The organism is Halolamina sp., from assembly GCF_036626355.1.
Classification (GTDB): Archaea; Halobacteriota; Halobacteria; order Halobacteriales; family Haloferacaceae; genus Halolamina.
Map to the genome: position 1 here is coordinate 1 of NZ_JAZKRY010000066.1, position 16,816 is coordinate 16,816.

Consider the following 16,816-nt stretch of genomic DNA (forward strand, 5'->3'; position numbering starts at 1 on the left):
TTATGATGAAGAGATTCTCGCGACAGATCCCTTCAAGAGCCGGTTTACGTTTACGATCGACGAGGACACGATCAGTCTGACGGTGGATGACGAACTGTCTGTGATCGAAACATCGGACGGGACGGCGGAAGAGGCTGCCTGATAGATACTTCTACCGGATCAGGTTAAAAGGCTAATTGCAGGGATTCCCGCTCTGGACCGGATTATGAACTATTCGCAGGAAGGTAGGGGTTTTCTACACTACGTTCGTTTCACCATGAACTTCATGTCGCCCTCGAACACCACCTCGTCGTCCTGGTTCGTCATCGTCGTGTCGATGACGACGAGGCCGGCGTCGTCCCGTGAGGAGAGCTCCTTCGTCTCCGTCACCTCCATCCCCAGGGAGATCGTGTCGTCCATCGCCACCGGCGCCGGAATGTCCATGTAGTTCATCCCCAGGAACGCGAGCACCGTCCGCTCGAGGAAGCCACAGCGGTAGACGAACCCAGTCGCCAGCGAGAACGTCATCGGGCCGTGGGCGACGCGTTCGCCGAACTCCTCCTCGCCGGCGTACTCCTTGTTGGTGTGGAGCTCCGTCCAGTCGCCGGTGAACATCGAGTGGAGCGTGAAGTCGGACTCTGTCACCGTACGTCCGACGCTCTGGAACGTCTGGCCGACCTCGAAATCCTCGAAGTAGTGTGGTTCGTAGCTGTAAGGCATAGCCCCTCGTTCCACCACCGCCATCTTAAACGTAGGCACCGCGCGCTGGAGCGAGAGTCGTGAACAGGTTTACCTATGTGAGGGATGTACTACCATGCGATGGTCGGGCCTACCTTCGTCTGTCAGCGCTGTGGTGGGACGGTGAGCAACCTCTCGTACCGGGCTGCGTGTCCGGACTGCGGCGGCGATCTCGACCGGCGGTACCGAGAGGGATGAGCCAGGGGAACGACCCACGACGCATCGATACGCTCGCAGTTCACACCGACGACGTTCTCACGGCGCTCGAAGCTCGCGAGCGAGGGCGCCGTCCCACGGTGCTCCGGGTACTCCCGCCGTTTTCGGGGCGAATGCGTGCCCGGATCCACGTCGTCGATGGCTCCGGGCAGGATGACGGCGCAGTTCACTTCCGGCCGGGCTGTTTCGTCACCGACCGACCGCCGTACCCGACCGTCGACGATACCGAGGACGAACTTCGGGAGGGGGGTGCGTACAGTGTGGAGCGCCACCACGAGGCCCACGCCCGCGCGGTCAAGGGCTGGCGCGAGACCGTCCGAACACGACTTCGCGAGCGGATCGAGCTACCACTCTCGGAGACGGGTGGCCCTGCTCACGAGCAACAGCTGTCGGTCCGCGTCCGCTATCTGGGATGACCGTCCTCGCAAAAATACGTCCTCCTGAGCCGGTCAGAGTCGCTCGAGGTTCTTCGCTCGTGGATCTTTCTCGGCCTGCTCGATCTCGAACTCTACCGCCTGGTCTTCCCCGAAGTCGGGACCGCCAACGTCCTCCAGATGAAAGAACACGTCGTGGTCCGCATCCTCCGTGTCGATGAAGCCGTAACCGCCAGTGTCGTCGAAGAACGCAACCTCGCCTGTCGCCATCGCTATCTCCAGTAAAAATTCGGGCGCTCGGAAAGAAATATCCGTAGGTCGACACCACTCCACTCGGCCCACAGCGAGCTTCACCGGGCTATTTGCCCACCGCCCACAGAGGAACCACGCATGAACGACGCGTATCTCGTCGGTGCGGGCCAGTCGGCGTTTGGCTCGTTCCCGGACGAGAGCTACCGGTCGCTGTTCCGAACGGCGTACGAGCGTGCACTCGCGTCGACAACTCCAGCGGAAGAGGCCAGCGACGGCGTCGACGCGGTTGGCGGCCTGGGCGGCGCCGACATCGACGAGGCCTATATTGGCACGCTGGGCGTCGGTGGCCGTCAACTCGGGCTCTCCGGGCCGGCAATCACCGAGCATCTCGGACTCCACGGCGTCCCCTGCACCCGCGTGGAGAACGCGTGCGCCGCGTCGGGTTACGCGCTCCGGCAGGCGGTGATGGCGGTTCGCTCGGGGATGGCCGATCTCGTGCTCGCCGGTGGGGTCGAGGTGATGACCGATACCTCCTCGGAAGCGACGAAATGGTGGCTCGGCGTCTCCGGGGAGACCGAATGGGAGCGGATGGCCGGAACTACGTTCGCCGGCGTCTACGCACAGATGGCCGACGCCTACCTGCGGGAGCACCACGTCGACGGCGAAGCGCTTTCCAGGGTGGCTGTGAAGAACCACGAGAACGGTGCGAAGAACCCGAAAGCCCAGCTCGGCTTCACCTGTTCGCTGGCGGAGGCCGAGCACGCACCGGTTGTCGCCGACCCGCTCACACTCTATCACTGCTGTCCGACGAGTGATGGCGCTGCGGCCGTCCTCGTCGCCAGCGAGGACGTCGCCGAGCAGTTCGACGACCGGGTCCGCGTCGCCGGCGTCGGCGCCGCCTCGGACCGCGTCGGGCTGTTCCAGCGCGAGAGCTACACCGGCATCCCTGCGTCGTCGATGGCGGCCGAGCGGGCGTACGAGGAGGCCGACATCGATCCGAAGACCGTCAGCGAGCGACTCGATTTTGCGGAGGTTCACGACTGCTTCGCCATCGCTGAACTGCTGGCCTACGAAGATCTTGGCTTCTGTGGTCCTGGTGAGGCCGGCGAACTGCTGGAGGCCGGCGTGACTGCCCTCGATGGCGACCTCCCGGTCAACAGCTCCGGCGGACTCAAATCCAAAGGCCATCCGATCGGCGCCACCGGTGCTGGACAGGCTGTCGAGGCGTTCGAACAGCTCACCGGGCGCGCCGGTGACCGCCAGATCGAGGGAGCCGAACGAGGGCTCACACACAACGTCGGAGGGAGCGGCGGCGCGGCCGTCGTCCACGTGTTCGAAACCGACTCCAGGGCTACGGGCGACGGCGGGGAGACATCAGACGCTGACGTGGGCCCCGGAGGTGAGTCCGCATGACCGACCCGAGCATCATCGGCGCCGGTGTGCACGCGCCGCGATACCGAATCGACGCAGACACCATTGCTGAGGCCTGGGGACGGGTCCAGGCCGCCGGCGTCGCGGAGAAGCGCGTCGCGGCCGCTGACGAGGATGCGTTGACGATGGGGGCTGCCGCGGCACGCCGAGCCCTCGACGCAGCGGGAATCGAGGCGGGCAATATCGCTGCCCTGACGTTTGCGACGACGACACCGCCGCTCGCGGAGGAGGCGCTCACCCCGCGGCTTGCGGCGTTCCTCGGCGTCGAGAACGCCGTGCATCGCAGCCTCGGGAGCTCCACCCGAGCGGGCACCCAGGCACTGCTCGTCGCCGCCGACACTGCGGCGTTTCCCGCCCTCGTCGTCGCTGCTGACTGTCCACGTGGGGAGCCCAATAGCCCAGAAGAGCACGCGGCGGGTGCGGGCGCCGCAGCGTTCGTCGTCGATGCCCATGCTGAGGGAACCGGCGCAGCGCTCACCGAACGCGCCGAGTACGTCGCTGACTACCCCGGGACACGGTTCAGGGAGCAGGGCGAGGGACCCGTCCATGGACTCGGGATCAGCAGCTACGACCGGCAGGCGTACCGTGAGTGTGTTTCTGGGGCTATTGGTCGCCTCGAAGCCGACATCGTCGGCGCCGCAGAGGCGCTCGCGCTCCAGGCCCCGGACGGGAAGCGCCCCGGGCGTGCCGCCGGTGTCCTGGACACGGATGCGAAGCTGTTCACTGTCGCGACGGACCACGGTGACCTCGGCGCTGCCTCTGCGCCGGCCGCACTCGCACAGGCGTTGGCAGCCGGTTGTGGCTCCGTACTCGCGGTTGGATTCGGCTCGGGTGCGGGCGCTGATGCGCTCCTGTTCGAGGGCACGACACCCGTTGTGTCCAATGCTGACCAGGAAACAGAAGTGGTCGATTACCCGCAGTATCTCCGACTCCGAGGTGAGCTCGACAGTGGCTCGCCAGCAGGTGGGGGCGCACAGGTGTCGGTCCCGTCCTGGCGTCGACAGCGTGGCGCACGCTACCGACTCGACGCGGGCCACTGTCCGAAATGTGGTGCCCTGGCGTTCCCGGCGGACGGGGCCTGTCCTGAGTGTCACAACCTGGGCGCGTACGAGCCCACTCGCCTGTCCCACACCGGAACTGTGGAGACCGTAACGGGTGTTTCACCGGGCGGCGCGCCGCCGGAGTTCGCCCAGCAGGCGGAGCGTGGCGGCGATTTCGGTGTTGCCATCGTCTCGTTCCCACCACAGAACGCCGAAACCGCCGAAACCGCCGAAACCGAGCGAACTGCCAGCGTCCCGATGCAGGTGACGGAGACGGACCCGGAACGCGTTGAAGCCGGTGACGCCGTGGAGGCGGTTATCCGCCGAATCTACACGCAGGAAGGCGTGACCCGGTACGGGCGGAAGGTCCGACCAACGGAGTAACACGGCGAGCCAAGCATTCAAATAGGGGAGCGCGGCCATCCAGGCCATGACCTGAGCACTGCCGTGCGACGGACGAGGCGGGTGCGCGATGCACGTCGCACGGGACTGGCGCTGTGGAGCGCCGGGACGATCGCCTGTTCGCTACCCCGAGGGCCGCAGCCAAACGCTTACCTTCCGTGGCGCCGCGCCCTGGGGCATGAAGCTCTCTGTCATCGGTGCCGGGACCATGGGCCACGGCATCGCACAGGTCGGTGCAACCGCCGGCTACGAGGTCGCCCTCCGGGACGTCGATGAGTCGGTGCTGGAGGATGCGGTGGACAGCATCGAGGAGAATCTCGGGGGCGCTATCGCTCGGGACAAGCTCACTGAGGCGGAGGCGGCCGACGCGCTGGACCGGATCGAGACGACGGTCGAGCTCGAAAGCGCTGTCGAGGGGGCGGACCTGGTCGTCGAGGCCGTCCCCGAGGACGAGGAGCTGAAACAGGAGGTGCTCGGGGAGGCGGAACTACTCGCTGAGGACCAGGCGGTGCTCGCGACGAACACCTCCTCGCTCCCGGTGACGAGCATCGCGAGCAGCCTCGACGACCCGTCCCGGCTGGTCGGGCTTCACTTCTTCAACCCCGTCCACATCATGGCGCTGGTCGAAGTCGTGGTCGCCGAGCAGACGAGCGACGATACCGTCGCGTTCGCCGAGGAGTTCGTCGAGGAGATCGGCAAGACGGCCGTCGTCGTCGAGGATGCGCCTGGCTTCGCCACGTCACGACTCGGCGCCGCACAGGGTGTCGAGGCAATCCGGATGGTCCAGGCGGGCGTCGCAGCCCCTGCTGCCATCGACGACGGGATGGAGCTTGGTTACCGCCATCCGATGGGTCCGCTCCAGCTCACCGACGTTGTCGGCCTTGACGTGCGCCTTGACATCCTCGAACACCTGCGAGAAGAGCTCGGCGAGCGGTTCCGGCCGCCAGCGCTCCTGCGGCGGAAAGTCCGTGCGGGGAAGCTCGGAAAGAAAACCGGGGAGGGGTTCTACGTCTGGGAGGACGGCGAGGCTGTCGCCGTCGCGGAGGAGTTCCGATGAGTAACTCGGGATCCGACCCAACGGACACTCCCACCGTCGCGTTCGCCGCCGACTGCGAACTGATCGACGCCGACATTGGCGACCGCGCGTCACATGTTGCGACGGTGACGATCGACCGACCGGACGCGAGAAACGCGCTCAACGGCGCGGTTCGGGAGGAACTCATCGGCGTGTTCGGCGCGATCGAGACCGATGACGCGGTCAGAGTCGTCGTCCTCACGGGCAGCGACGAGGCCAATGCGTTCGTCGCGGGCGCCGACGTCGGAGAACTCCGGGAGCGGGGCGTCGTCGAGCAGCGTGAGGCCAGCCAGCAGCCGCGGGTGTACGAGAGGGTCGCGGACTGCTCGAAGCCGGTCATCGCCCGGGTGAACGGTCACGCGCTCGGCGGCGGCTGTGAACTGGCCCAGGCCTGCGATATCCGCATTGCTCGGGCGGACGCGAAACTCGGCCAGCCAGAGATCACCCTCGGACTCATTCCCGGGGGCGGGGGGACGCAGCGCCTTCCCCGACTCGTCGGGACCGGAGAGGCGATGAAGCTCATCCTTTCGGGAGAGCTCATCGACGCCACGGAGGCAGCCGATATCGGCCTCGTCGAGGAGGCGGTCCCGCCGGAGGAACTCGACGCGCGCGTCGACGACCTCGCTGGCGCCATCGCCGACCACAGCCCGCTCGCGCTCTCGCGGGCGAAAGAAGCGATCCGGGCGGCCGCTGAGCAGCCGCTTTCCCGCGGACTGGAGTACGAGACGGAGCTCTTCGTCGGTCTCTTTGCCAGTGAGGACAAAAACGAAGGGATCGACGCGTTCTTCGAGGAGCGCGATCCCGAATGGCGCGGCCAGTAGTGATGACGAACGACCCGCTCGCTCTCACGGGAATTGCCGGGCTCGCGGGCTGTAGCGGCGGCTCTACCTCTTTCAGCGCCGAGGCGGCGACGACGAGCACGGCCGATACGGGTTACGAGCGGCAAGACCAGCGTGAAGAGACCATCACACGAGAGTTTGCGGGACAGGAGGTGACAGTGACCAACGTCATCACCGAGTGCGACAAGGAGATCGATATCCCGTTAATCGGAAGCGCCAAACTCGGCGTATCCACCGCCTTCACCAGCCCAGAAGTGAACGTGGCGGGCCAGGAGTTCAACCCCATCGACGACGGGCGCACCGAGAAGATCGTCGGACAGCTCCAGAGTCGCTACGAGAGGCCGGACGCTCATGGCTAATGTGAGCCACCCGGAGTGAGCCGCGTCAGGAGATCAGTTCGGCGCCTTCCGTCGACAGCGAGACCGTCACGTCCTCACGTGCGTGCTGCTGAATCTGGTCGATGTTCCGCGTGAGCACCTCGAGGATATCCTCGGGCTCGGGGTAGACCAGCATGTTCTCGTCGTCGTCCTCCATCACGAGCTGCGTGTCAGAAAGCTGGATCTGCCCGTTTTCGATCGAGGCGACGATCGCCGAGAGCGCCTCCGAGCCACCGGGCTCGCCCTCCTTCACGCGGGTGATGTAGAGGCTATCCATCCCGATGAGGTCCTTGTACTCTCGAACTCGTTCCGCACAGTTGACCATGTCGCGGGTCACCGCTGTCTTCTCCGGGTTACCGTGCTCCCCTTCGTAGCAGTGTTTGCACACCCGCAGTTCCATCCGCATGGCTCCGGGTCGGGGCTGGTCGGGGAAATAGCTGTCTTCCTTGGAGCTATTCCCCGAGAGTTATAATGGGGCGGGTAAAGAGTGCCTACATGGCTGGGCTTCCTTACGTCGTGTTCGCGTGGTTCGTCGCAATCGTTGCCGTCGTCGGCGTGCTCGGGGTCACGATGGTCACCGACGGCCCCGGCGACAGTGCCACAGCGTCCGGAACTACCGCGATCGCGACCGCCCTGTTCGTCGTCGCCCTCGTGGCGTCGATGACGCTCTAAGGCGGCGTCCAGTTCGCCGCCAGGCGAGGCTACTTCCGGTTGCCAGAACATCCACGAGCCATGGCTACGAATAGCGGGGCACTCTCCCCCGAGACGGAACAGGCCGTTGAGCGTTACGTTGCTGAGTGGATGAGCGAGAACGGGGTTCCAGGTGCCAGCGTTGCGGTTGTGGAAGGGAGTGCGCCACAAGCAGCCGCACTCGAGGGAGGTGCTGAACTCAGCTACGCGGAGGGGTTCGGCGCCCGCGACCTCGACGACGACCTGCCCGCGACGCCCGACACGCTGTATGGAATCGGCTCCTGTACGAAATCCGTCGTCGCAACGGCGGTGCTGCAGTGTGTCGAACGCACGGAACTCGAGCTTTCTGACGCTGTTTCGGCGTACCTCCCGCATCTCTCCGACGTTCCGGGCGACCCGATTACCGTCGAGTCGCTGCTGACCCATACCTCCGGCATGCCCAGTGACGGCAACCTCTCGGCGCTCGTTACCCGGCTCACTGACATCGGTGATGCGAACGTCCCGCTCACCAGCGACGACGACTTCCGTCGGCACGTCCAGGCAAGTAGCGACGAGCGCTACACCGAGGAGGAGCATTTCTTCTACTACAACACCGGCTTCGCGCTGCTCGGGAAACTGGTTGCGGAGCTCACGGGCGTCGATTTCGAGCGGTACGTCCGGAAAAACGTCTTCAAGCCACTGGGGATGGAGCGCTCCTGTTTCACCGCCGAGCGCTTCGAGGCCGAAACGGACCGGATGAGCGCCTACTACGAGGAAGCCACCGAGGACGGAGAAACGGAGTGGCGCGAAGGGAGTCTCGGCTTCGCGGAGCCGATGTACGCTCCCGGCGGGCTCGCGAGTTCAGTCATCGAAACCTCCCGGTTCCTCCAGGCGCTGATGAACGGCGGCGAGTTCGGCGACGAGCGAATCCTGCAGGCCGACGCTGTCGGCGCGATGACGACGCCGTCGATCACTCGCTACGAGAACGTCGACGGCGTGGAACGGGAGTACGGCTACGGGCTCTCTGTCCAATCGTTCCTCGACGACACGCTCGTCGGCCATGGCGGGATGATGGGGACGACGACGGCATTCATCGGCTATCTCGCCGATGCAGACGTGGGTGTCGTCATCGCCTGCAACACCGCGCCGGCACACCACCCAACCGTCGCTGGCCACGCGCTGCTGGCTATCTTGCAGGGCGAGGAGCCCGAGGAGGTGGTGCCGCGGCTGGCTCTGGAACGGAAAGCAGACTCCCTCGTCGGCGAGTACGAGTCCTACCGCGATATCCAGTCGGCGACCGTCGAGCGCGAGGGAACCACCCTGTCCGTGGAGGTGGAGGGCCGCCTCGGCGACCAATCGCTGACGCTGTTCCCCAACAGTTCGAACCCGGACGATCTCAGCTACTATACGGTTTCCGGTGACTCACGCGTCCCCATCGAGTTCCTCGACACTGACGGGGGGGTAGATATGCTGCTCCAGCGCTGGCGGCTCCACCGACAGCACGAGTAGTTGGCGGCGACTACTCGACCGATTCGTCGTCGAGGTCAGCCTCCCTGTCTACATCACGGTGAATTGCGGGGTCATCGACGGCGACCCGTTCGACCGGGTTGCGTGCAATCAGCTCCCGGCCCCCGATATCGCCCGAGACAGCAGCCAGCGCGTCGAAATGGCTGGCATCGAACAGGACGGGATTTCCACGCGTCCCCTGATACTCCGGGACGACGATACTCGCATCCGACTTTTGCCAGCGCCCACTGACCCGCCGGTACGTCGATGGCTCGACCCAGGGCATATCTCCCAGTGCGAACAGGGCGGCGTCGGCCTCCCGTTCACGCGCCCAGTCGACGCCACATGCGACGGAACTGGCCTGGCCGCACGCGTAGTCTGGGTTCTCGACAGTATTGATATCCACCGGCTCGAGCGCCTCGCGGACCCGCGACGCCTCGTGACCCAGTACCGCGACGGCGTCGTCGACGGGTGCCGCGACCAGCCGTTGGGCTGCGAGTCGGACGATCGGCTGCCGGTTCGTCGGGTCACCCTCACTCGATCGATGTTCGACCCGTGCCAGGAGTTTGTTCTCGCCCTCGAACCGCGTTCCCAGCCCGGCAGCGAGAAGAACGCCCACGACGTCGCCACGATGCGCCATGGGAAGTTGCGCGCCCCCACTTGCAAAAACCCTCGGAGGGAGCATAGTCGGATCGTTGCGGTACCCGAAAATGACGATTTCAGGCTGGCGGAAGTCAGGTTCTTTGAAGCAACGTGTCGTGATTTTCGACGCGATGCCTTCGTTTCGTTCCGCAACCGGTGAGAAGCGATTGGCGCTTATCCACCCGTGTATGAGGTCATCGACACGCCGTTCGAAACCGGCCTCTCTATCGGCGAACAGCCGATACTGAGATTTACGTGAGGGAACAGAGCTGATCAAGCGGGGACGGCCCTGACGCCGACGCACCGAACCAGCCGGACCAGCCCGACTTCGACGGCCGATATTCGGGTGCCGGTCCCGACTCAGGCAGTTCTCCGAGGACTGGACCCGTGACGAGCGAGTCTGCCGCCTCGGACTTATCGTCGGCCGCCGGTCTCCCAGTCCAGATCACTCAACTGCTCCAGCGCCGTCCGAACCTCGGCGGACCCCGATTCGATTTGTCGGGTGCCGCTCTCGACGCCGACGGTCGTCACAGCGGCGTGTACCGCCTCGACACCTAACTGTCGCGCAAGCGCCAATGCGTACGTTGCCGCCTGTAGTTCGTAGCGGTCCCAGCACTCCCTGTCGAGCGGTTTGAGCACAACTTTCAGGTCGTCGACCCGCCAGCGCCCCTCGGCATCCACGGAGACGATATCGGCCTCCCCACCAATCTCGACATCCACCCCGGCCTGCCCGTTGCCGCCAACTCGGGCGATGGCATCGAGGGGCTCTTCGACGTACAGCTGCCTGCTCTCCTGGAGTCGCTCCCACAGGGCGCTCTCAGCCAGTGCCGGAAGGAGCGTCCCTTCGACGTACTGTCTGAGGCGCTCGCGCTCCGCGTGGGCGACCCCGCGGGTGTGGCATCTCAGTGCCCGGTCGACTGCTGCAGGGAGCGGTCCGCTTCCCTCCTGAAGCGTCGTCGTCGTGACCGACCGGTCGAGCGCAACCGTGAACACATCGTGGGCAACATCGCCGACAACGGCGGGGCTCATCGTCTCGAACGTCAGCGGCAGTGCCTCGGAGACCCCAGCGTGGTCAGTATGGAGTGCGCGGCCGCTCAGATGGGCCAGCACGTGTTCGTCGGGCGATGTCGAGAGCGCATAAACCGTACTTGGGTTCACGAAACGCGGCGTCCAGCCTCGTGGCGGAACGGGGTCCGGCTTGGGTGCCGACTTAGCAGGGTCACCCGTTTCAGCCGTGTTACTGGCCGTCTTCGGCTCGGGCCCAGTCGGTCGGTGGACGGCCACACGGACTGGTTCGTGGTGACCAGGAGCGCCGACTGTGTACTCGGCGGGACTGCTGGCGTCGAACTCGAAGGCCTGGCGGAGCGTGTCGACCCAGCGGTCACGCGGCTCCGGCTCGTCACGGCGTTCGGGCAGCGGGAGCACGAGATGGTCACGCGCACGGGAGAGCGCGACGAACAGGAGTCGCCAGCGCTCGGCTCGGGTGTCGGCGACGGCCCCCCGACTCGGTGCCGGACCGGCGAGGCGGTCTTCACCAGGAACCCAGCGTTCGCTTGCCCAGCGAAGCCCTGCATGGTCGTCGTCGGGTTTGGCCTTCGGGTTGTACGGGCCGCCAGCGAGCACGGTTCCGTCGAGCGAGGGGTAGTCGTCCTCGGTTCTGTGGGTCCCAGGCGGCGCCAGCCCGACGTGACGGCCGTGGCTGAGAAATCGATCGAGATACGGGCCGATCCGTCCCAGTCCCGCACCGAGATCGGCGACCGCGACAACGTCGTCCTCGTCGCCTTTGGCGCCGTGAATCGTACGGAAGGTCACATCGGCACCGTCGGTAGTCGCCGCCCGCTTGTCCGTCACCGCTTGGCCCTTCGTCGGCAGGCTCGGCCCCCGTCGCGAGTTTCGCCGGGCGTGTCCAAGCGCGGCTGCGAGCTGGGCGAGTGAGTACGTCTCCTCGCCCTCCCAGTCGACGACAGTTGCGACCAGCCGGTCCAGCACGGCGATGTCGTCAGTGGCTGCGGTGCTCCGGTCGAACGGGTCGGACGCGAGCGAGAGCGTCTCGATGACATCGCTCACCACGTCCGCCCCGGCGCCTGCCAGATGCGACGGCCGACGTTCCGCCAGTTCCGCGAGGCCGTCGACGAACTCGCCCTCGGTCCCTGAAAGCCGGCCGCTATCGGCGACAGCCTGAATCGACCAGTCCGAGCGCATGAGCCTGTCGACCAGCGTGTTGAGGGGCAGGGCGTCGTCGTTCGTGAGCTCGAGCGTCTTCGACTGGCTGGTCGGTGCCTCCAGCCACTCGACGACGCCACAGACGGCCCCGACCAGTGGATGGTCGAACAGCGCGCGGCTCGTGTCCCTGACCGAGAGCCCGGCGTCGGCGAAGGCGTCGATGTAGCTCCCCATGTGTGTCCGGCGCTGGAAGAGGACAGTCACGCCGGGCTCAGCCGTATCCGCAGTCTCGAAGCGGCCGTCACTGAGGCCCGCTGCGATGCAGTCGGCCAGCGCCTGGGCCTCCCCCACACCATCTGCCGGGTCGATCCACGTTCCGTTTCCTGGTTGGCCTCGGCCCCCGAAGGCGGCGATATGGAGGCTCGGCTCGGCTATCGACTTACGGACAGTGGTGAGGGGTTGATAATCGCCGTCGCCAGTGCCTCCCCGCGTCGGGTCCGTGAACACTGGGTCGAACACCGTGTCGATCGCCGCCGCGACCTCCGGACGGCAGCGGTACGTCCGGGTGGCGCGTGCCGCCTCGTGAGTTGTCCAGTCGACGCCGAAGTACTCGCCATCCTCGACAGCCGCTGCGAAGAGGCTCGGCTGCGCGTTGCGCCACGCGTAGATACTCTGGTTCCGGTCGCCGACCAGGAGGACGCGGCTGTCGGCGTCGACCAGCGGCGCCAGCGCGTCGTGTTGGGCGCGGGAGACGTCCTGTGCCTCGTCCACGATGACCGTCGAGAGCCGGTTCGTGTAGCGCTCCCGAAGCCGCTCGCGGAACGGGCTGGCGTACCGGGGTTCCGCGAAGAACGTCGCGATCCAGTGGGCGACGTCGACGTGCGCGACAACGCCGTTGGCTCGGCAGGCCTCGTCGTAGGCGTCGAGGTAGGCGTCGAGGACCGTACAGAACGCTTCGATGGTCCCATGCCACTCCTCGTAGCACGCGGCGTCAGCGGTCACTACGGCGTCAGGCTCCCCGTCGGGGTCAGCGGCCAGGCGGTCTTCCACCGCGTCGCGCTCGGCCGGGCCGAAGAACCGCGTCACATCTCGCAACACGGCCGCCAGCGACGCAGGCGGCCCATCCGGGTAGGCGCCCTCGACCACCGCTTCGAGGCGGTCGCGGAGTCCGTCGACGCCGAGTCGGCGCTCGCGGCAGGCACTCCGAGCCGTTGCGAGCAGATCGTTCAGGTCGTCGTCGAATCGTCCCTCCGGATAGGCGTCGTCGAGTTGTGCCAGGACTCCTTCGAAGGAATCATCGCCACGAACGATCGTAAGCGCGTCGCCGTGGACACCGGCGAGCGCCGAGCTGTCCCCGACGTCCGGGACGCCATCGAAGCCGACCTCCTCGGCGATAGCGTCGAAGACGCCCCCCAGCACGCTGTCGATCGTTCCCACGCGGTCGCTGCCCCGGAGGGCGGCCGCGAGCCCTGCCGCATCCGCCTCGGAAAGCGGGACGGGCGCTGCTGAATCCGTCGCCAACCCGACGAGCGCTGCCTCGACGCCGGGGAGGATACTTGCGGCATCGTCCCGCGAGAAGGATGTGAGACAGAGCGTTTCGGCCGGGCTCTCCGCACCCACTGCAGTCTTCCGGGCGAGGTCCTCGGCGGCGACGCTGTCGACGGTGACGGATTTCCCCGCTCCAGGCCCACAATCGAGCACAAACAGCCCCGATTCGCGGGAGAAAAACGCATCCCTGATCTCCGCCTGGACACCCTCGAGCTGGCGGTACCCATCGGACTCACTGTCGGCCTCGGCCGAGGGTTCTTCAGTCATGGCGAACCACCGCCGACGGCGGGCGTGAGCGTCTCCGGGAGCGCTCCACCGGCCAATAGCGACTGGACCGTCTCCTCGCCACACTGCCGAGGGGACAGCGTCGAGAGCAGGGGGGAGCGCTCCTGGGGAGTCCCCTCCCGGCTCCGCCGGAAGCGGGTACAGAGTAGCTGCCCGCTCGCAGCGTCGACGGCGCTCGCGAGGTGGTCCGTTTCGCGGGAAGCGGTCCAGCGGCCGGGGACCGCGAGCCGGCGAGCGGCAGCGCTCTCGCCCGCGACGACGGCCGACCGGAATGGGCCGGGGAAGACGCTCTCGGGCCGACGCGGCCAGATGCCGTCGACCAAACCCACAGCGACGACGTGGGGTACCTGCTTGAGCCAGGCGTCCGTCGCGTCGACAACGTCGACGGCGGCTGCGTTCGCGTGCTCCCGGCGACCGGGTCGTGTCGCGACGACCTGTTCGGCCAGCTCCGCGACGGCGAGCCACGACCGTGGGAGGTCACCGGCCGCAAGCCACTCGTCGTACTTCCCGCGAGTGTCGACGAGCAGCTCCTCGACCCGGACGATCGCCCGCGCGAGCTGTGCGGTTCGGCCCAGATCGGCGGCGTCGTTCGCGAAGGTCTCAGGGAGTACGCGCTCTCGGTAGGCATCGAGAACCGGCTCGAACGTCCCGTGAAGCGCCGCGGGCTCGGGGCTGTCCGGCTGGGCGGCGACCCAGTCCAGATACGTCCGCAGCGGCCCAGCAGCCGCAGTGTCCTCGACCTGCTCGGCCCACGCGGCCAGCGTTCGAGGACCCGCACCATCGCGTACATCAGCGAGCATCGCGCGGGACGCCGCGACAGTGGTCGACGAGCGCGGCCAGGGGTCGTTCCCTTCCGGTTCAGCCGACTCCGGTGGAACCCAGCGGAACTCGAGAGGCCTGAGCAGTGTCTCCACCGTCGGCTCGTCCGTTCCCAGCAGCGTGCAGACGGCGTCGAATAGCCGATAGGGGAGCGTCTGCTCGACCGGGAGCTGCGCCCAGACGGCAAGGCTGAACCCGTGTCTGTTGGCTGCCCGCTCGAGCCGGCGTTCGTACTCGTTGGCGTCTCGAGCCACCACCAGCAGGTCGCTCGGGGAGACACCTGTTCGAAGCAGTCCGGCGACGGCGGCTGCGGCGAGCCGCCCCTCCGCCTCGGGCGTCTCGGCGACCAGTTCGGTCATCGGGATCTCCGGGGGAGCGAACCCCGTGCCAGCAGTACCCTCGAGGAGGCCAGCCCGGTCCGAAAGCCGGTCAGTCAACCGGTCGGCAATGGCCGGTCCGGTCCCTGCGCGGAGATAGAGCCGCACCTCGACCCCAGCCACGGTCACCGCGGTCAGCAGGTCGAGCAGTGGCGCATCGACGGCGCTGATGCCGGCCAACGAGAGCTGGTCGATCTCCGGGAACGCTTTCTGCCAGTTGTCGGGCTCTCTGCGGACCAACGATGCCGCTCTCCGGAGGAGTGCCTCCCGAGAGTGGGTCGGGCCGACCCTGTCGGCGAGCCCCTGTTCCAGCGCGCGAACGCCGGCGACGATATCCGCTGTGTCGCGGGCCGCGACCGGTGGTAGCTGCTCGGCAGTGGTTTCCAGGGCGGTGAGCCGCTTGGGCTCCCACGCGGTCATCCCGGCGATACGGCGGTGTGCCGCCGCTATTGCTCCACGGTGTGCCGGAAGCTCGCTCCCGAACGCGGCCTGTAGCCGCCCGTTTGCGTCAGTCGACTCCGCCAACAGCGTCTCGAGGTGTTTGAGTCGGTCGATACGATCGATCGTCCGAGTCTCGAGTCCAGCCGCATCGAACACTGCGGCGGCGATGGTCGGTGCGTCGGTGAACCGGTAGCTGCTCCGTGGGCTCGCACGCCGGGCGAGGCGGCGCTCGAGATTGCGGCGATGGAGTCGCTCCGGCGTGACGACGAGCGCTGTCGGCTCCGGCGAACGGTTCGTCCGGTCGAGGAGCTGTTCCGCGTCATCGACGACTGCCCGCAGCGACCCGGCGTGAGCGTCGCCGCTCATGGTGTGAGGCGACGCACGGTCGGTCGGTTGGGAGGGTGGTGTCGGTGGATAGAGACGCAAAGGGCTGGCGCCGGTAAGTAAACACGGGACAGTCACGGGCCGGACAGGCTACTGTGGCCGCTTCGTTCCACGCTCTGGTGGTCTCACATACTCTCGGTTTCGAGCATTTGAAACGGACTTGTCCGCAAATCCCGTCGGGGAGTCAGTCACGCGACCTGCTCACGCTCGACGGTCGGCACCGGAACCTCCTCCAGAACGTCTTCGAGCACGGCGTGTTTCGACACGTCGTTAACCCGCGCTTCGGGGGTGAGCACGAGTCGATGGGCCAGGGCGGGGCGGGCAATTCGCTTCACGTCGTCGGGGGTGACAAACTCCCGCGAGTGGAGGACTGCGCTCGCACGGGTGAGTTCGAACAACCGCTGGGTCCCCCGGGGCGAGACACCGACCTCGACCCGGCGGTCCTCGCGGGTCGCCCGACAGAGATCGGCGATATAGTCGAGCAGGTCGTCGTCGATGTGCACAGTCTCGGGGACCGTTTGGAGAATCTCGACCATCCCCTCTTCGAGCACCGTCTCGACGGAGGGCTCCTGCTCGGTCCGGCCTGCACGGCGCCGAAGCAGTTCGATTTCGCCATCGCGGTCGGGGTACCCCATCGAGCTTTTCACCGCGAACCGGTCGACCTGGGCCTCCGGGAGCGGGAACGTTCCCTCGCTCTCGACGGGGTTCTGTGTCGCGATGACGAAAAACGGCTCGGGGAGCTCGTAGGTCTCACCCTCGACGGTGACCTGCCCCTCGGCCATCGACTCCAGCAGCGCCGCCTGGGTTTTCGGCGGCGCGCGGTTGATCTCGTCGGCGAGCACGACGTTGGCGAACACCGGCCCGCGCCGGAACTCGAAGCTCCCGTCGTTCTCGTTGAACACGTTCGTGCCGGTGATGTCCGAAGGGAGGAGGTCCGGGGTGAACTGCACGCGGGAGAACGTGAGCCCCAGCGCGTCGGCGACGCTGCGGGCGGTCAGGGTCTTCCCGGTGCCGGGGACGTCCTCCAGCAGGACGTGCCCGCGGGCGAGCACACCGATGAGGACGGTCTCCAGGAACTCCTGGCGGACGATAACCGATCCCTCGATGGCGTCGAGCACCGCCGAACAGCGCTCGCCAGTCTCCGGGACGGTTAGGGTATCGGGGGACATGTACTGAGAATACCCCCCGAGAGGCAAAAGTCCTCGTCCACCCGCTCTGCTCTCGCAGTCGGGAGCGGCTCCGTCTCATGTCGACCGTCC

General features: G+C 66.7%; 15 protein-coding genes. 8 read left to right on the forward strand and 7 right to left on the reverse strand.

Annotated features, from left to right (window positions below):
• Window positions 1-240 precede the first annotated feature (240 nt).
• Window positions 241-699, reverse strand: a complete 459-nt coding sequence (locus V5A38_RS10845) for a MaoC/PaaZ C-terminal domain-containing protein (RefSeq protein WP_332325777.1) — start codon at window positions 697-699, stop codon at window positions 241-243.
• A 212-nt stretch (window positions 700-911) separates the two neighbouring features.
• Here V5A38_RS10845 and V5A38_RS10850 point away from each other — a divergent pair, with 212 nt between their 5' ends.
• Entirely contained in the window at window positions 912-1,349 is a 438-nt protein-coding gene (locus V5A38_RS10850) for a hypothetical protein (RefSeq protein WP_332325778.1), read from the forward strand.
• A gap of 33 nt (window positions 1,350-1,382) precedes the next feature.
• Here the strand turns inward: V5A38_RS10850 and V5A38_RS10855 are convergent, their stop codons facing one another.
• A complete protein-coding gene (locus tag V5A38_RS10855) occupies window positions 1,383-1,577 on the reverse strand; it encodes a cold shock domain-containing protein (protein WP_332325779.1) in 195 nt (64 codons plus the stop codon).
• 120 nt (window positions 1,578-1,697) lie between these two features.
• Here V5A38_RS10855 and V5A38_RS10860 point away from each other — a divergent pair, with 120 nt between their 5' ends.
• From V5A38_RS10860 to V5A38_RS10880, 5 genes are all read left to right on the forward strand, one after another.
• A complete protein-coding gene (locus V5A38_RS10860; RefSeq protein ID WP_332325780.1) occupies window positions 1,698-2,972 on the forward strand; it encodes a beta-ketoacyl synthase N-terminal-like domain-containing protein in 1,275 nt (424 codons plus the stop codon).
• Window positions 2,969-4,414 carry an ACP synthase gene (locus V5A38_RS10865; RefSeq protein ID WP_332325781.1) on the forward strand — a complete coding sequence of 482 codons (1,446 nt, stop codon included), beginning with the start codon at window positions 2,969-2,971 and terminating at the stop codon, window positions 4,412-4,414. The genes V5A38_RS10860 and V5A38_RS10865 overlap by 4 nt, the downstream gene beginning before the upstream one ends.
• 196 nt (window positions 4,415-4,610) lie before the next feature.
• Entirely contained in the window at window positions 4,611-5,489 is an 879-nt protein-coding gene (locus V5A38_RS10870) for a 3-hydroxyacyl-CoA dehydrogenase family protein (RefSeq protein ID WP_332325782.1), read from the forward strand.
• The gene (locus V5A38_RS10875; protein WP_332325783.1) at window positions 5,486-6,328 is read left to right on the forward strand and encodes an enoyl-CoA hydratase-related protein; all 843 of its coding nucleotides are present in this window, start codon (window positions 5,486-5,488) and stop codon (window positions 6,326-6,328) included. The genes V5A38_RS10870 and V5A38_RS10875 overlap by 4 nt, the downstream gene beginning before the upstream one ends.
• Window positions 6,313-6,705 (forward strand): DUF6517 family protein, encoded by a 393-nt coding sequence (locus V5A38_RS10880; RefSeq protein ID WP_332325784.1) that lies wholly within the window; start codon window positions 6,313-6,315, stop codon window positions 6,703-6,705. The genes V5A38_RS10875 and V5A38_RS10880 overlap by 16 nt, the downstream gene beginning before the upstream one ends.
• A gap of 25 nt (window positions 6,706-6,730) precedes the next feature.
• Here V5A38_RS10880 and V5A38_RS10885 read toward each other — a convergent pair whose 3' ends face one another.
• Window positions 6,731-7,129, reverse strand: a complete 399-nt coding sequence (locus tag V5A38_RS10885; protein ID WP_332325785.1) for a hypothetical protein — start codon at window positions 7,127-7,129, stop codon at window positions 6,731-6,733.
• A gap of 89 nt (window positions 7,130-7,218) precedes the next feature.
• Here V5A38_RS10885 and V5A38_RS10890 point away from each other — a divergent pair, with 89 nt between their 5' ends.
• Together V5A38_RS10890 and V5A38_RS10895 are read left to right on the forward strand one after the other, a co-directional pair.
• Window positions 7,219-7,395 (forward strand): hypothetical protein, encoded by a 177-nt coding sequence (locus V5A38_RS10890; RefSeq protein WP_332325786.1) that lies wholly within the window; start codon window positions 7,219-7,221, stop codon window positions 7,393-7,395.
• Between the two features lie 60 nt (window positions 7,396-7,455).
• Complete coding sequence (locus V5A38_RS10895; RefSeq protein ID WP_332325787.1) at window positions 7,456-8,901, forward strand: serine hydrolase; 1,446 nt, start codon at window positions 7,456-7,458, stop codon at window positions 8,899-8,901.
• 10 nt (window positions 8,902-8,911) lie between these two features.
• On the opposite strand, the gene V5A38_RS10900 is transcribed toward V5A38_RS10895, so the two are convergent.
• The 4 genes from V5A38_RS10900 to V5A38_RS10915 form a co-directional block, all read right to left on the reverse strand.
• Window positions 8,912-9,538, reverse strand: coding sequence for a nucleotidyltransferase family protein (locus V5A38_RS10900; protein ID WP_332325788.1), 627 nt, complete (start codon window positions 9,536-9,538; stop codon window positions 8,912-8,914).
• Window positions 9,539-9,954: 416 nt separating this feature from the next.
• Window positions 9,955-13,518 carry a UvrD-helicase domain-containing protein gene (locus V5A38_RS10905; protein WP_332325789.1) on the reverse strand — a complete coding sequence of 1,188 codons (3,564 nt, stop codon included), beginning with the start codon at window positions 13,516-13,518 and terminating at the stop codon, window positions 9,955-9,957.
• A complete protein-coding gene (locus V5A38_RS10910; RefSeq protein WP_332325790.1) occupies window positions 13,515-15,539 on the reverse strand; it encodes a hypothetical protein in 2,025 nt (674 codons plus the stop codon). Before V5A38_RS10910 ends, V5A38_RS10905 begins: the two co-directional genes overlap by 4 nt.
• Before the next feature lie 206 nt (window positions 15,540-15,745).
• A complete protein-coding gene (locus V5A38_RS10915) occupies window positions 15,746-16,726 on the reverse strand; it encodes a MoxR family ATPase (protein WP_332325791.1) in 981 nt (326 codons plus the stop codon).
• Window positions 16,727-16,816: the final 90 nt, after the last annotated feature.

Bases quoted from the DNA above. Each gene is read 5' to 3' on its own strand.
- V5A38_RS10845 (WP_332325777.1), bottom strand. From the start codon at position 699: ATGCCTTACAGCTACGAACCACACTACTTCGAGGATTTCGAGGTCGGC.
- V5A38_RS10870 (WP_332325782.1), top strand. From the start codon at position 4,611: ATGAAGCTCTCTGTCATCGGTGCCGGGACCATGGGCCACGGCATCGCA.
- V5A38_RS10855 (WP_332325779.1), bottom strand. From the start codon at position 1,577: ATGGCGACAGGCGAGGTTGCGTTCTTCGACGACACTGGCGGTTACGGC.
- V5A38_RS10900 (WP_332325788.1), bottom strand. From the start codon at position 9,538: ATGGCGCATCGTGGCGACGTCGTGGGCGTTCTTCTCGCTGCCGGGCTG.
- V5A38_RS10850 (WP_332325778.1), top strand. From the start codon at position 912: ATGAGCCAGGGGAACGACCCACGACGCATCGATACGCTCGCAGTTCAC.
- V5A38_RS10885 (WP_332325785.1), bottom strand. From the start codon at position 7,129: ATGCGGATGGAACTGCGGGTGTGCAAACACTGCTACGAAGGGGAGCAC.
- V5A38_RS10915 (WP_332325791.1), bottom strand. From the start codon at position 16,726: ATGTCCCCCGATACCCTAACCGTCCCGGAGACTGGCGAGCGCTGTTCG.
- V5A38_RS10860 (WP_332325780.1), top strand. From the start codon at position 1,698: ATGAACGACGCGTATCTCGTCGGTGCGGGCCAGTCGGCGTTTGGCTCG.
- V5A38_RS10880 (WP_332325784.1), top strand. From the start codon at position 6,313: ATGGCGCGGCCAGTAGTGATGACGAACGACCCGCTCGCTCTCACGGGA.
- V5A38_RS10895 (WP_332325787.1), top strand. From the start codon at position 7,456: ATGGCTACGAATAGCGGGGCACTCTCCCCCGAGACGGAACAGGCCGTT.
- V5A38_RS10910 (WP_332325790.1), bottom strand. From the start codon at position 15,539: ATGAGCGGCGACGCTCACGCCGGGTCGCTGCGGGCAGTCGTCGATGAC.
- V5A38_RS10875 (WP_332325783.1), top strand. From the start codon at position 5,486: ATGAGTAACTCGGGATCCGACCCAACGGACACTCCCACCGTCGCGTTC.
- V5A38_RS10865 (WP_332325781.1), top strand. From the start codon at position 2,969: ATGACCGACCCGAGCATCATCGGCGCCGGTGTGCACGCGCCGCGATAC.
- V5A38_RS10905 (WP_332325789.1), bottom strand. From the start codon at position 13,518: ATGACTGAAGAACCCTCGGCCGAGGCCGACAGTGAGTCCGATGGGTAC.
- V5A38_RS10890 (WP_332325786.1), top strand. From the start codon at position 7,219: ATGGCTGGGCTTCCTTACGTCGTGTTCGCGTGGTTCGTCGCAATCGTT.